Annotated in this window: 13 protein-coding genes; 7 read left to right on the top strand and 6 right to left on the bottom strand. The window is 60.9% G+C overall.

Annotation, left to right across the window (positions count from 1 at the left end; all coding sequences use genetic code 11):
* Positions 1–95: 95 nt before the first annotated feature.
* A complete protein-coding gene (locus G9Q84_RS05055; protein ID WP_181642982.1) occupies positions 96–734 on the bottom strand; it encodes an HD domain-containing protein in 639 nt (212 codons plus the stop codon).
* Between the two features lie 292 nt (positions 735–1,026).
* On the opposite strand from G9Q84_RS05055, the gene G9Q84_RS05050 reads away from it, so the two are divergent.
* Positions 1,027–1,998 (top strand): GlxA family transcriptional regulator, encoded by a 972-nt coding sequence (locus G9Q84_RS05050; RefSeq protein WP_181642981.1) that lies wholly within the window; start codon positions 1,027–1,029, stop codon positions 1,996–1,998.
* A gap of 29 nt (positions 1,999–2,027) precedes the next feature.
* On the opposite strand, the gene G9Q84_RS05045 is transcribed toward G9Q84_RS05050, so the two are convergent.
* Both G9Q84_RS05045 and G9Q84_RS05040 read right to left on the bottom strand, forming a co-directional pair.
* Positions 2,028–4,382, bottom strand: a complete 2,355-nt coding sequence (locus G9Q84_RS05045) for a penicillin acylase family protein (protein ID WP_181642980.1) — start codon at positions 4,380–4,382, stop codon at positions 2,028–2,030.
* 27 nt (positions 4,383–4,409) lie between these two features.
* Positions 4,410–4,985, bottom strand: coding sequence for a DUF6436 domain-containing protein (locus G9Q84_RS05040; protein WP_032884222.1), 576 nt, complete (start codon positions 4,983–4,985; stop codon positions 4,410–4,412).
* Between the two features lie 104 nt (positions 4,986–5,089).
* Between G9Q84_RS05040 and bipL the strand changes: the two genes are divergently transcribed.
* Positions 5,090–6,031 (top strand): phospholipase BipL, encoded by a 942-nt coding sequence (gene bipL / locus G9Q84_RS05035; protein WP_032884220.1) that lies wholly within the window; start codon positions 5,090–5,092, stop codon positions 6,029–6,031.
* A 105-nt stretch (positions 6,032–6,136) separates the two neighbouring features.
* On the opposite strand, the gene G9Q84_RS05030 is transcribed toward bipL, so the two are convergent.
* Positions 6,137–6,889: a DUF2059 domain-containing protein gene (locus G9Q84_RS05030; RefSeq protein ID WP_078050614.1), complete on the bottom strand. Its 753-nt coding sequence runs from the start codon at positions 6,887–6,889 to the stop codon at positions 6,137–6,139.
* A gap of 131 nt (positions 6,890–7,020) precedes the next feature.
* On the opposite strand from G9Q84_RS05030, the gene G9Q84_RS05025 reads away from it, so the two are divergent.
* Both G9Q84_RS05025 and G9Q84_RS05020 read left to right on the top strand, forming a co-directional pair.
* The gene (locus G9Q84_RS05025; RefSeq protein ID WP_181643046.1) at positions 7,021–7,653 is read left to right on the top strand and encodes a 2OG-Fe(II) oxygenase; all 633 of its coding nucleotides are present in this window, start codon (positions 7,021–7,023) and stop codon (positions 7,651–7,653) included.
* A gap of 2 nt (positions 7,654–7,655) precedes the next feature.
* The gene (locus G9Q84_RS05020) at positions 7,656–8,138 is read left to right on the top strand and encodes a 2-thiouracil desulfurase family protein (protein WP_032884217.1); all 483 of its coding nucleotides are present in this window, start codon (positions 7,656–7,658) and stop codon (positions 8,136–8,138) included.
* On the opposite strand, the gene G9Q84_RS05015 is transcribed toward G9Q84_RS05020, so the two are convergent.
* Positions 8,089–8,613 carry a transporter substrate-binding domain-containing protein gene (locus G9Q84_RS05015; RefSeq protein ID WP_095185156.1) on the bottom strand — a complete coding sequence of 175 codons (525 nt, stop codon included), beginning with the start codon at positions 8,611–8,613 and terminating at the stop codon, positions 8,089–8,091. The two genes, G9Q84_RS05020 and G9Q84_RS05015, sit on opposite strands and share 50 nt — an antisense overlap.
* 134 nt (positions 8,614–8,747) lie before the next feature.
* Here G9Q84_RS05015 and G9Q84_RS05010 point away from each other — a divergent pair, with 134 nt between their 5' ends.
* Complete coding sequence (locus tag G9Q84_RS05010) at positions 8,748–9,188, top strand: DUF4399 domain-containing protein (RefSeq protein WP_032884216.1); 441 nt, start codon at positions 8,748–8,750, stop codon at positions 9,186–9,188.
* 68 nt (positions 9,189–9,256) lie between these two features.
* Here G9Q84_RS05010 and serA read toward each other — a convergent pair whose 3' ends face one another.
* A complete protein-coding gene (serA, locus tag G9Q84_RS05005; protein WP_003176761.1) occupies positions 9,257–10,486 on the bottom strand; it encodes a phosphoglycerate dehydrogenase in 1,230 nt (409 codons plus the stop codon).
* Positions 10,487–10,691: 205 nt separating this feature from the next.
* Here serA and G9Q84_RS05000 point away from each other — a divergent pair, with 205 nt between their 5' ends.
* Together G9Q84_RS05000 and G9Q84_RS04995 are read left to right on the top strand one after the other, a co-directional pair.
* Positions 10,692–12,086, top strand: a complete 1,395-nt coding sequence (locus G9Q84_RS05000) for an FAD-binding oxidoreductase (RefSeq protein WP_032884215.1) — start codon at positions 10,692–10,694, stop codon at positions 12,084–12,086.
* A 23-nt stretch (positions 12,087–12,109) separates the two neighbouring features.
* Entirely contained in the window at positions 12,110–12,775 is a 666-nt protein-coding gene (locus G9Q84_RS04995; RefSeq protein ID WP_032884213.1) for a fumarylacetoacetate hydrolase family protein, read from the top strand.
* Positions 12,776–12,794 lie beyond the last annotated feature (19 nt).

Below are 12,794 nucleotides of genomic sequence, written 5' to 3'. Positions count from 1 at the left end.
AGGGGGCTTGCCCCCGATGGCAGTGGGTCAGTCAATAGACGCAGTGACTGACACTCAGCAATCGGGCGCAAGCCCCCTCTCACATTTGATGCATTTCAGGTCCAAGGCGATTTGCGAATCACCTCGACAAAGTTCATCGGTTTGAACCCCGACTCCTGATCCACCAGCACATCCGTCTTCACGTTGCCAAACGTGGTCTGCGGGCGATGGCGCAAGCCATCGGCGAACGCACAGATGATGCACTCCTTGAACCCTTCACCCCGTGGATGCGCATGCACCACTGCTTCGCGCTGCTCACTGCTAAACGCGGCGTAGTCCATGCCCAGCACGTCCATCTCCACCCCGGCAGTCACCAGCGCGACGGTGGGGCGCAGATGCTGCGGCACACCTGGCGTAGTGTGCAGGGCGATGGACAGCCACACCTGTTCGATATCGTCATCGCTGAGCCCGTAAGGTTTGAGGAAGGCCGCCGCCGCGTTGGCGCCGTCCACTTCGAAACGCTCGTTATCGCTGCGATACCCTTCCACCAGGCCCAAGTCATGGAACATCGCGCCCACGTAGAGCAACTCCGGGTTATAGGCCAACTGCTTGCGCTCACCGCTCAATGCGCCGAATAGAAATACCCGCCGCGAGTGGTGGTAGAGCAGATCGGATTCGATGTCACGGATGTACTCGGTGGTGGCCTTGGCCAGGGCGCTGTCGGGGATCTTGATACCGGCGATGGTGGTGGTCATGGTTGCTCTCCTCTGGAAAGCAATCAGTTTGGTCGCTCGTCTGTGCAGCGGCCATCGCGGTGAGGGCGCGATCCCGGCCAATGTGCCGACACATCGTGCCAAGCAGAAATCGACTAGGGTGTAGCGGGCGATATCACTCTCGAAGCCTGCGAAAATCCCAATGTGGGAGGGGGCTTGCTCCCGATAGCGGTGGCTCAGTCAATAGATGCAGTGACTGACCCTCAGCAATCGGGAGCAAGCCCCCTCCCACAGGGTTTGCATTTTATTCCGCTAGAAAAAGGTGTCTGTGAGCATGCACAAGACCGTCGCCATCCTGATCTTCCCCGGCGTCCAGTCGCTGGATGTGACCGGCCCCATGGATGTGTTCTGCGAAGCCAACCGCTTTCTGCCGCCCCAGGATCACTACCAGATAGAGGTCATCGGGCTAGGCCACGGCACCATGGCCGCCTCCAATGGTTTGGCATTGCAGGCCCACCGGCATTACAGCGAAGCCCTGCAGGCCTATGACCTGCTGCTGGTCGCCGGTGGCCCGCAGTTGCCGTTCGAAGATTTCGGCTTGTCGTTCGATGATTGGCTGCGTGGCGCCAGCGCTCGGGCGCGACGTTTTGGCTCGATCTGCAACGGCGCCTTCATGCTGGCGCGCGCTGGATTGCTGGACGGAAAAACCGTCACCACCCATTGGAACTACGCCGCTGACCTGGCGCGCCTGTGCCCCTCGGCCCAGGTCGAAGCCGACCGCCTGTACGTCCAGCACGGCAACCTCTACACCTCGGCCGGGGTCACGGCGGGCATCGATTTGTCGTTGTACCTGCTGGCCCAGGACCACGGTCCGGAAGTGGCTTTGAGCGTGGCCAAGCGCCTGGTGGTGTTCACCCAGCGTTCGGGCGGGCAGTCGCAGTTCAGCCCGTTTCTTACACCCCACGCCGAAACCACATCGGCGGTAGCGCTGGTGCAGCTGTATGTATTGGCGAATTTGACCGGGGATCTGACCATCGCCGACCTGGCAAGGGCCGCCAATATGAGCGCGCGCAATTTTTCTCGGGTGTTTGCCCGTGAGGCGCAGGTTACGCCTGCGGAATTTGTTGAGCGGGCCCGGGTGGATGCGGCGCGGGTGATGCTTGAAAGTACTCACGCGCCATTGAAAACCGTGGCGTACCAATGCGGTTTTCGCGATGCCCAGCACATGCGCAGTGTGTTCAATCGCCGCCTGGGGGTGACGCCGCAGCAGTTTCGGCTCAACTTTGCGCCCCCAGCAACGGCGTAGACCAACTGTAGGCGTTGGCTTGCATAGGGCTATCGCGCCGGTAGTAGCTTCAAGGTGCCGCGCGTATTCGCCGTGACTTCCTCATCACTGAAATGCGCTTGCTCGTAACCGCCTTCGATATAGGTCTCTGCCTGGTCGCCATAGTGCTTGTCAAACGGCACACCGCTTTGACCGACCGGGTTGATCGTCAGCGCGTGGGCCACATCGGCGAAGTCGATCAGACGGCGGGTCGAAGGGCCGTAGGTCACCGGCCAGGGCGCTGGGCCGATGGCGGCCGACTGATTGTTCGGCACTTCGTGAGTGCCGGGCGCCGGGAAGGGGCCGACGTTGAGAATCAGGTCCAGCGGCTTTTGCGAACCCAGCGGATGGCCGTGGGTCAGGGTATGGGCCTTGCCCCACTGCCACTGTGTCGGGTCATCGCCGAAGGTGGCTTTCAGGTGCGTGAGGCTGTTGTCCCAGGCGAGTTTGACGGTGTCGGCGCGCTTGCCGTCCCACCAGGGTGAGTCCGGGTCGGCAGCCAGGCGGGGCAGGGCGGCGTCGATTACGCGGGTGGTGAGCAGGGTCTTGAACATGGCGTCACCCAGTTTCGGGTGGAAGGCTGCATCGGCGAGGTTGAACAGGAACTGGTTGAACAGCGTGGCACTGATGGAGTCGAGTGGGTAGTCACCCTTCCAGCTTGCAAGCTGTTCCACCTGTTTCAACTGTGCCGGGTCTTTGACCACCTCACGCAGCACCGGCAACAACGGCGCCAGCAGCCGCGGGCCGAAGGCGGTAGTGGTACCCAGTTGCAGGGCCTGGCTGTTGTTCACATCCCACTTCACGCTTTTGTCGCTTAACTGCGCGTTCAACTGCTGGCCACGGTCGGCCAGATTGTAATAGCCGGGGATTTCCATGCCGGTGGGTGATGCCGGTTGGGCATTGGCCGAGACCACATAGCCACGCGCGGGGTTTTCTTCCTGGGGGTTGGCGCTGAACGGGTAGAAGCCCAACTTGTCGGCCTGGGCGGTGCTGCCGTCGAGGATAAATCCAGGGTTGACGCCGGCCGGACGAATCGGCAACTGCGCCGCCGCCCACCAGCCGATATCGCCCTTGGCGTTGGCCCACACGATATTCAGCCCCGGCGCCGACACTTTGGCCGCCGCCGCACGGGCCTTGGTCAGGGTGTCGGCGCGGTTGAGCTGATAAAAGCCGTCGAGGATCGGGTTCTGGGTGTCGAGGAAGGCCCACCACATGGCGATGGGCGTCTTGCCGGCGCTCTCGCCGAGTACGTCATTGATAATCGGCCCGTGGGGCGACTGGCGCAGGGTGAAGGTGACTGGCGTCTGGCCCTTCACCGCGATCTGTTGTTCGCTGCTGGTCATGTCGACCCATTGGCCCTGGTACCAGACCTGGTTGGGGTTGTCCGGGTTGAGCTTCTCGGCGATCAGGTCGACGTCGTCGTTCTGGAACATCGTCAGGCTCCAGCCGAAATCCAGGTTGTGCCCCAGGAAGGCCACTGGCACCAGCGCGTTGTGATAGCCATACAGCTCAAAGCCCGGCGCCGACAGGTGCGCCTCGTACCACACCGACGGCACCGAGAAGCGGATATGCGGGTCACCCGCCAGTAGCGGCTTGCCGCTCTTGGTGCGGCTGCCGCTGATGGCCCAAGCGTTGCTGCCTTCGAACTGCGGCAAGCCGTTGTCGGCCAAGGCCTGTTCGCTCAGGGACGCGATGGCACCGAGGGTTTGCCAATCGCCGGCAGCCAGGTTGAGTGCGCCTTTGGGTTGCCAGTCGAGGTCGAACACTTTCAGGTAGTTACCGCCCAATTGGTCGCGAACGTAGGTCAACAAGGGCTCGGTGCGAAACGCGGCGGCAAAGCTGTAGGCCATATATCCGGCGACGCTGATGGTGTCTTCGGCGGTGAACCGGCGCTTGGGGATGCCCAGCACGTCAAACTCCATGGGGCTGGCGTGGGTGTCCTGATACTGATTGATTCCATCCAGATAGGCTTGCAGGGCCTTCCAGGACGCAGACTCGTGATCCATCTGCTCCACGTAGCTCAAGGCCCGCTCACGGATGCGCAGGCTGCGAAAAAGTTTGTCGGTCTCCAGCAGCTTGGGGCCGAGTACTTCGGCCAACTCTCCACGGGACAGGCGCCGCATGATCTCCATCTGGAACAACCGGTCCTGGGCGTGCACATAGCCCAGGGCGCGATACAGGTCTGTCTCGTTGTCGGCGCGAATATGCGGCACGCCACGGTCGTCGTAGCGCACCGTGACCGAGCCTTGCAGGTTGGCCAGCGTGACCGAGCCCTGGCGAGTGGGCTGCTTGCTGTACACGTACCAGCCGCCGCCGAGGGCGATCAGCACCAGCAGAACCGCGAGAACCCGCAAGACGCGCTTCATGAACTTTCCTTACCGGGAGTGGAGTGACTAACGATCTTCAGGCCACGAACAATAGCAGCCCACTGCCAAGGTGTGAGTGGCATTCACTTCGCGCCCCGCTTGGAGTGCCTTCAGGATCGGCTCGATAAAACTGTTGCTGGCGTTGCACGTCAGGCCTTCGCTGTACGGCCCGAAATACGCGAGCTTGCCCGTGCGATCCCAGATGCCCACGGCCGGGCTGGCCGGTACTTGGTCGGCGCCGGGCAGGGCGGTGAGGATCTTCATGCTGCGCAGGTTGTCTGGCAAACGGCCGTGGCTGTCAGGTTTTTGCAGGGCGTAGAACTCGACGCCTTGTGGCGCGTATTGCTCGATCAACTCGCCCAAGTGTTGCTGGTTACCGACGTTGCACGGGCAGGCCGGGTCCCAGAAGTGCACCAGGCGGATCGGGCCAGGCCCGCTCAGCTCGGCGGGCAGGCGCAGTGCATCGCCGGAAAACACCGCTGTGTGTTCGCTGAAGGCGCGCAGGTAGCGGCCCTGGAACCAGTCATACGCGGCCCACAGCGCGACAGCGCAGATGATCAGGATCAGGCTGGCGAACAGGGTGGTACGGTAGGGTTGTCGCATCCGGATCTATCCTCGAAGGTCGCGTAGCTTGCCATGCTTGTCCTGACAGATGAATATCGCAGCTCGATATTCATCTGCCCTGTGCGTTAAGTCTGGAACCCCTTATGCCCGTTACCTTTGACCCCGATCATCTGCGCGACAGCTTGCGACCCCTGGTGGATGCGCAACCGCTCAGCGCCGAAGCGCGGGTGTACCAGCGCTTTTATGGATTGGACCTGGCCGCGCGCAAAGTGCCGGCTGTGAGCCGCCTGGGGCGCTTTGAGGTGCGCGGGTTCGAGGTGGTGGGGCAGGTGTGGTCGCCCCCACAACCGGTGGCGACGATGTTTATGTTTCACGGCTTCTACGACCACATGGGCCTGTACCGCCACGTGGTGGACTGGGCGCTGGACCAGGGTTTTGTGGTGATCGCCTGCGACCTGCCGGGCCACGGCCTGTCCAGCGGCGCGCGGGCCAGCATCGATGATTTTGCGGTGTACCAGGAGGTGGTGCAGGCGCTGTTCGCCCAAGCCCAGGCGCTGAAATTGCCGCAGCCCTGGCATCTGTTTGGGCAGAGCACGGGCGGCGCGGTGGTGGTGGACCATTTGCTCAACCAGGGGGCCGACAGCCCGGCCCAAGGCAAGACCTTCCTGCTGTCACCATTAGTGCGGCCGCGTGCGTGGGGGTGGTCGCAGGTCAGTTATTACCTGCTGCGTCCGTTCGTCAAAGGTATCGCCCGGCGTTTCAGCGAGAACACTAACGACCCCGCCTTCAAGCCGTTCCTGGAGGCCGATCCGCTTCAGCCGCGCCAACTGCCCACCGCCTGGGTGGGGGCGTTGGCGCGCTGGATCAAGCGCATCGAAGCCGCACCGCGCAGCCCCCGGAGGCCGGTGATTGTGCAGGGTGAGGAAGACATGACGGTGGACTGGCAGCACAATTTGCAGGTGCTTCGGGGTAAGTTCGACCAGCCTGAGGTGCTGATGCTGAAGCGGGGAAGGCATCACCTGGCGAATGAGATTCCCGAGATTCGTGAAGAGTACTTCCGGTATTTGACAGACCATTTGAAATAACACAATCCAAATGTGGGAGAGGGCTTGCTCCCGATAGCGGTGCATCAGTCAGCTTATCTGTAGCTGACCCACTGCCATCGGGGGGCAAGCCCCCTCCCACATTTTCTACTGCGTCAGGCTTGAAGTGCTTTGGCCGACCGCCAGCCCCGCGCGAATCGCTGCCAGCGCCGCCTGGTAATACGCCTTACCTTCCGGCGACTCTGCAAACGTGGCGAACTCTTCCAGCTCCGGGTCGGACAAATCCCGATAGACGTACAGCAGGGTGTTGTTCAGATCCTTATCGATCTGCTGCATCAGCCGTTCACGTTGACCATTCAACATGCCCTGCGCCTGACCACCGCCCAGCAAACCGGGAATCATTTGGCTCAAACTGTCGGCCGCCACGCCGGCAATCGCCAGGCTGACTTCCGCACCGGCCTCGCGGGCGGGCAGGGCCTGGGCCAGGTGGCCGATGATCAGGCTGCGGGTGGCGTCGGCTTCGATTTTCGGCAGGCCTTGGGCGTTTTTGGCCAGCTGGTCGCGGCGGGTGGCCAGCAGCTCTGCGGCGACAATCTTGCGGCCCAGCGGTGATTGGAAGAACGCCAGGGCAGGCTTCGGATCCGCCAGGTTCTTGCGCAATTGCGCCTCGGCGCGCTGGTCCATGGCCTGGGCGGCAAAGCGCTTATTGCTGTTGTCCACCAGCGCCTGGTACACCGCCGGCGGCAGGCTATTGCGGTAGCGCTGCTGGGCGGCACTGAGGGCGTCATTGAAATGCGCACGTTGTTCGGCCCAGCCGGCGACCTTGTACAACTGGTCATGGCCGTCTGCCCAAGCGGGCAAAACGCAGAACATCAGCAAGGAAAAAAACAAACGACGCATATGGACTCCTGTCAGTCGGCCACTATTGTCCGTGTCGGGCGTAGGATTTGTCGAGAAGTCCTATCAGTCACCTGACTAAAGTGTATTGAGACGCTCGACGGCGCTGTCGGATTTGAAGGCGTATGGATACTATGCGCGCCATGCAAATACCCCTTGATCACCCCCTGCTGCAACGCATTGTCGACGACTTGGCCGAGAAAGGTTGGTCGCAGCAGAACGGCTTCCTGCCCCAGGCTCTGACCCTGGAACTGGCGGCTGAGTGCCGTAAACGTGCGGCCGAGGGTGAATTGGCACCGGCGGCGGTGGGGCGCGGACCATCCCAGGAGATCCGCGAGGGCATTCGCGGCGACCATATCCAGTGGCTGGAGGAGGGCGACGCCGCCGTCTGCGACAGCTACATGGCGTTGATGGACAGCCTGCGCCTGGCGATGAATCGAGGGCTGTTTCTCGGTCTGGAAGACTTCGAAAGCCACTTCGCGATGTACCCACCAGGGGCGTTTTACCTCAAGCACCTGGACCGTTTCCGCGACGATGACCGGCGCATGGTTTCGGCGGTGATCTACCTGAATGACGCCTGGCTGCCCGAGTATGGTGGCCAGTTGCGCATGTACCTCAAGGACGGTGTTGAATACGATGTGGTGCCTACCGGCGGTTGCCTGGTGGTGTTCCTGTCGGGCGAAGTGCCCCACGAAGTTATGCCCGCCACGCGCGAACGCCTGTCCCTGACCGGCTGGTTTCGGCGGCGGGGCAACGAGCCGTTTTAATCATGCAAAAGATACTGATCAGCCGCTGCCTGCTCGGGCACAAGGTGCGTTATGACGGCGGAGCCAGCGGGCCGTTCGATCAACTGGCTGCGTGGCAGGCCGAAGGCCGTGTGGTTGCGATCTGCCCGGAAGTGTCGGGCGGTTTGCCGACGCCCAGGCCCTCTGCCGAAATTCCCGGCGGGCAAGGCATCGATGTCTGGGAAGGTCGGGCCAAAGTACTGACTGCCGAGGGCGAAGACTTCAGCGCCGCCTTCCTAGACGGCGCCCGCCAAGCGTTGGCGCTGGTGCAGCGCCACAACATCCGCGTCGCCATCTTAAAGGCCAATAGCCCATCCTGCGGCAACCTGCTGACCTATGACGGCACCTTCACCGGCGTAAAGGTGAGCGGCGAGGGCGTCACGGCGGCGCTGCTCAAACGCCATGGGGTGCAGGTGTTCAGTGAGCTGGAGTTGCCGGAGGCGGCACAGGCGTTGGCGCTTCTGTAGAGGCATCCCCCTCTAACCACTTCTGCGACAGCGCTTTCAACCGGCCATCGTCCTTCACCCGCTTCAACGCCCCGTCCAGGCTGGTCTTGAACGCCGGGTTGCCTTTCTGGAACGGGATTGCCAGCTCGGGTTTCTCGCTATAAGCCTCGCTGAAATCGAACTGATCCTTAAGCTCGGCAGTCAGAGCGATATGGTTGATGGCCACGTCGTATTTGCCGGTGGCAACCCCTGGCAGCAGGTCGGCGCCATCAGTGGTGATAAACGAGGGGCGCACGTCCATTTCTTTAGCCAGCAGTTCTCCGAGTTCGACTTCAAAACCGGTGAGTTTTTCGCCTTCCTTGAAGTTATAGGGCGGGGTGTTGGCTTCAAGGGCGATGCGCAGTTCACCGCGATCATTGACGTCGTCGATCAGTTCGGCATGAGCCAAGGGGCTCAGAAGGGGAAGCAAAAGTAACAGGCCAGGCGAAAAGCGCATGGTCACTCCTAAAGAATTCGAATGTGCGAGACGCCGTTCAGCATCGCTTTGCTATGGTGGTGAGTGACTTGGACAGCAATTTATCGCGAAGTTGTCATAACCCTACAGATTTCACAGAAAAACTGGAGAAGCGAATGAAAGCCCTTTTGTCCCGTGCAACGATTGCCAGCCTGTTGCTGGGCGCCTCGGTGTTGGCAAATGCCGCTGATGTGCCTCGTACCCCAGCACCCAAGGGCGCGGAGGTGTTTATCGTCTCGCCCAAAGATGGCGCCACCGTCGACAAAACCTTCACTGTCAAATTCGGCGTCAAGGGCCTGGACCTGGAGCCGATCGACAAGCAGGTGCCTAACGCCGGCCACCACCACTTGCTGGTAGACCAGGACGTGCAGTCGCTTAAAGCCGACGAAGCCATTCCGGCCACTGCAACTTCGATTCACTTCGGCAAGGCGCAAACCGAAACCGAACTGACCCTGACTCCAGGCAAGCACACCCTGCAGCTGGTAGCTGGCGACAACGTGCATCGCCAGTTCGAACCCACTGTAGCGTCGAAAGTGATCACGGTTAACGTCAAGTAAGATGTGTTCAGACAAAAAAATGGGAGGCCCCTGCGGGTCTCCCATTTTTTTGTGCAGCGTTTAAAGCGTTAGAACAACACGCGGCTACGGATAGTGCCGTTGATGTGCTGCAGCTTCTCTTGCGCCAGGTCCGAGTACTCGGCGTCGACGTCGATCACCACGTAGCCAACCTTCTCGTTGGTCTGCAGGAACTGACCGGAGATGTTGATGCCGTTTTCCGCGAAGACCTTGTTGATCTCCATCATCACGCCAGGGATGTTCTGGTGGATGTGCAGCAGACGGTGCTTGCCAGGGTGAGCCGGCAGGGCCACTTCCGGGAAGTTCACAGACGATACCGACGTACCGTTGTCGCTGTACTTGACCAGCTTTTCCGAGACTTCCAGGCCGATGTTGGCCTGCGCTTCAGCGGTGGAGCCGCCGATATGCGGAGTCAGGATCACGTTGTCCAGGCCACGCAGTGGGCTTTCGAAGATATCGTCGTTGGAGCGAGGCTCCACCGGGAACACGTCGATGGCGGCGCCGATCAGGTGCTTGTCCTTGATCGCGTCGGCCAGGGCGTCCAGCTCGACCACAGTGCCGCGCGCGGCGTTGATCAGGATGCCGCCTTTCTTGATGGCGCGGATTTCCTTCTCGCCGATCATCCACTGGGTCTCAGCGGTTTCCGGAACGTGCAGGGTCACGATATCGGACATGCCCAGCAGCTCGGTCAGGCTCGACACCTGGGTAGCGTTGCCCAATGGCAGCTTGGTCAGGGTGTCGTAGAAGAACACCTGCATGCCCAGGCCTTCAGCCAGTACCGACAGCTGAGTGCCGATCGAGCCATAACCGACGATGCCCAGCTTCTTGCCGCGGATTTCGAAGGAGTTGGCCGCGCTTTTGATCCAGCCGCCACGGTGGCAGGAAGCGTTCTTCTCCGGGATGCCGCGCAGCAGCAGGATGGCCTCGGCCAGCACCAGCTCCGCAACGGAACGGGTGTTGGAGTACGGTGCGTTGAACACCGCGATGCCGCGTTCGCGCGCAGCGTTGAGGTCGACCTGGTTGGTGCCGATGCAGAAACAGCCGACAGCCACGAGTTTCTTGGCGTGATCGAAGATTTCTTCGGTCAGCTGAGTGCGGGAGCGAATGCCGATGAAGTGCGCGTCGGCGATCTTTTCCTTGAGCTGGGCTTCCGGCAGAGAACTGGTGATGTACTCAATGCTGGTGTACCCGGCGGCTTTCAGAACGTCGACAGCCGATGGGTGGACGCCTTCCAGAAGAAGGAACTTGATCTTGCTCTTATCGAGAGAAGTCTTGCTCATCTGCGTAAACCTGTATCCCGGAGAAAAATGGCAGGGAATCGAGCAGCGCAAGCTGACCCGGACGGCAGGAAAGCCGTCACCGCAGAAACGCCCTTGGGCTCTGTCCTGCGGGGGCGGTATGCTAGCATACGCGCCCCGCTAAACACCTATTCCTGCGACGTGAAGCGTTCTCAGGATGACCATGAATTGTTCGAGAGTTCTGTCGATGACCCATCCTGCCCTGATTGATGAGCTAAAGACCCTGGTTGAGCCCGGCAAAGTGCTGACCGACGCCGACTCCCTGGAGACTTACGGCAAGGATTGGACCAAGCACTTCGCACCCGCGCCCACCGCCATCGTGTTCCCCAAGACCATCGAGCAGGTACAGGCCATTGTCCGTTGGGCCAATGAGCACAAGGTGGCACTGGTGCCGTCTGGCGGTCGCACTGGCCTGTCTGCAGCTGCTGTTGCGGCCAATGGCGAAGTGGTCGTGTCCTTCGACTATATGAACCAGATTCTGGACGTGAACCTCACCGACCGCACCGCCGTGTGCCAGCCGGGCGTGGTCACAAAGCAGTTGCAGAACGTCGCCGAAGAAAAAGGCCTGTACTACCCGGTGGACTTCGCCTCGTCCGGTTCCAGCCAGATTGGCGGCAATATCGGCACCAATGCCGGCGGGATCAAGGTTATTCGCTACGGCATGACCCGTAACTGGGTCGCCGGCATGAAAGTCGTCACCGGCAAAGGCGATGTGCTGGAACTGAACCGCGACTTAATCAAGAACGCCACCGGCTACGACATGCGCCAGCTGTTCATCGGCGCTGAAGGCACCCTGGGTTTTGTGGTCGAGGCCACCATGCGCCTGGACCGTGCGCCGAAGAACCTGACCGCCATGGTGCTCGGCACCACCGACTTCGACTCGATCATGCCGGTGCTGCACGCGTTCCAGAGCAAGCTGGACCTGACCGCGTTCGAGTTCTTCTCCGACAAAGCCCTGGCCAAAGTGCTGGGTCGTGGCGATGTGCCGGCACCGTTTGAAACCGAGTGCCCGTTCTACGCACTGCTGGAATTCGAAGCCACTACCGAAGAAGTCGCCAACCACGCGCTGGAAACCTTCGAACACTGTGTCGAACAGGGCTGGGTGCTGGACGGCGTGATGAGCCAGAGCGAAACCCAACTGCACAACCTGTGGAAACTGCGCGAGTACATCTCCGAGACCATTTCCCACTGGACGCCGTACAAGAACGATATCTCAGTCACTGTCTCCAAAGTGCCAGCGTTCTTGAAAGAAATCGACGCGATCGTCGGCGAACACTATCCGGACTTCGAAATCGTCTGGTTTGGCCACATCGGTGACGGCAACCTGCACTTGAACATTCTCAAGCCGGAAAGCCTGAGCAAGGACGAGTTCTTCGCCAAATGCGCCACCGTGAACAAATGGGTGTTCGAGACCGTTGAGAAATACAACGGCTCTATCTCCGCCGAACACGGCGTGGGCATGACCAAGCGCGATTACCTGACGTACAGCCGTTCGCCGGTCGAAATTGAATACATGAAGGCCGTCAAAGCAGTGTTCGACCCGAACGGGATCATGAACCCTGGCAAGATCTTCGCTGTTTAACCGCCCCCCGAAGGAGTCGTTCCATGAGCTACCAGCACAAGTATGTCGACGGCACCAACATCCACTTCCCGGTGGGTAAAGTGGTGTGCATTGGCCGTAACTACGCCGAACATGCCAAGGAACTGGATAATCCAGTGCCGACCGAACCGTTGCTGTTCATCAAGCCCGGCAGCTGTGTCGTGGCGCTGGAAGGCGGTTTTGCCATCCCTGCCGACCGTGGCTCGGTGCACTACGAAGCGGAAATCGCGGTATTGATCGGCAAACCGTTGTCGAACAAGCCAAGCCGTGAAGAAGTGCTGGACGCCATCTCCGGCTTCGCCCCGGCCCTGGACCTGACACTGCGTGACAAACAGGCCGAGCTGAAAGCCAAGGGCCTGCCGTGGGAAATTGCCAAATCCTTCGACGGCGCGGCAGTGATCGCACCGTTCGTGGTGGGCAGCACTTTCCCGGACGTGACCGATATCGGCATTCGCCTGACCATCAACGGCGAAGTGCGCCAGGACGGCAACAGCTCGCAGATGCTCAACCCGATCATCCCGATGATCCAGCACATGGCCGGCTGCTTCTCGCTGCAGGCTGGTGATGTGATTCTCACCGGCACCCCGGCTGGCGTGGGTCCGCTGAATGTGGGTGATGAGTTGGTGTTGGAATTGGCGGGCGTGAATCGCTTCGACAGCAGCGTTCGATAAGCACCTGGCCAACGCGGTC

Origin of the sequence: Pseudomonas sivasensis, from assembly GCF_013778505.1 — a bacterium.
In the GTDB taxonomy this organism is placed as follows: Bacteria; Pseudomonadota; Gammaproteobacteria; order Pseudomonadales; family Pseudomonadaceae; genus Aquipseudomonas; species Aquipseudomonas sivasensis.
This window is presented reverse-complemented; position numbering and strand designations above follow the sequence as displayed.

What these genes read in the sequence shown, in the direction of transcription:
- G9Q84_RS05055 (WP_181642982.1), bottom strand. Translation starts at nt 734, where the DNA reads ATGACCACCACCATCGCCGGTATCAAGATCCCCGACAGCGCCCTGGCC.
- G9Q84_RS05050 (WP_181642981.1), top strand. Translation starts at nt 1,027, where the DNA reads ATGCACAAGACCGTCGCCATCCTGATCTTCCCCGGCGTCCAGTCGCTG.
- G9Q84_RS05045 (WP_181642980.1), bottom strand. Translation starts at nt 4,382, where the DNA reads ATGAAGCGCGTCTTGCGGGTTCTCGCGGTTCTGCTGGTGCTGATCGCC.
- G9Q84_RS05040 (WP_032884222.1), bottom strand. Translation starts at nt 4,985, where the DNA reads ATGCGACAACCCTACCGTACCACCCTGTTCGCCAGCCTGATCCTGATC.
- bipL (WP_032884220.1), top strand. Translation starts at nt 5,090, where the DNA reads ATGCCCGTTACCTTTGACCCCGATCATCTGCGCGACAGCTTGCGACCC.
- G9Q84_RS05030 (WP_078050614.1), bottom strand. Translation starts at nt 6,889, where the DNA reads ATGCGTCGTTTGTTTTTTTCCTTGCTGATGTTCTGCGTTTTGCCCGCT.
- G9Q84_RS05025 (WP_181643046.1), top strand. Translation starts at nt 7,021, where the DNA reads ATGCGCGCCATGCAAATACCCCTTGATCACCCCCTGCTGCAACGCATT.
- G9Q84_RS05020 (WP_032884217.1), top strand. Translation starts at nt 7,656, where the DNA reads ATGCAAAAGATACTGATCAGCCGCTGCCTGCTCGGGCACAAGGTGCGT.
- G9Q84_RS05015 (WP_095185156.1), bottom strand. Translation starts at nt 8,613, where the DNA reads ATGCGCTTTTCGCCTGGCCTGTTACTTTTGCTTCCCCTTCTGAGCCCC.
- G9Q84_RS05010 (WP_032884216.1), top strand. Translation starts at nt 8,748, where the DNA reads ATGAAAGCCCTTTTGTCCCGTGCAACGATTGCCAGCCTGTTGCTGGGC.
- serA (WP_003176761.1), bottom strand. Translation starts at nt 10,486, where the DNA reads ATGAGCAAGACTTCTCTCGATAAGAGCAAGATCAAGTTCCTTCTTCTG.
- G9Q84_RS05000 (WP_032884215.1), top strand. Translation starts at nt 10,692, where the DNA reads ATGACCCATCCTGCCCTGATTGATGAGCTAAAGACCCTGGTTGAGCCC.
- G9Q84_RS04995 (WP_032884213.1), top strand. Translation starts at nt 12,110, where the DNA reads ATGAGCTACCAGCACAAGTATGTCGACGGCACCAACATCCACTTCCCG.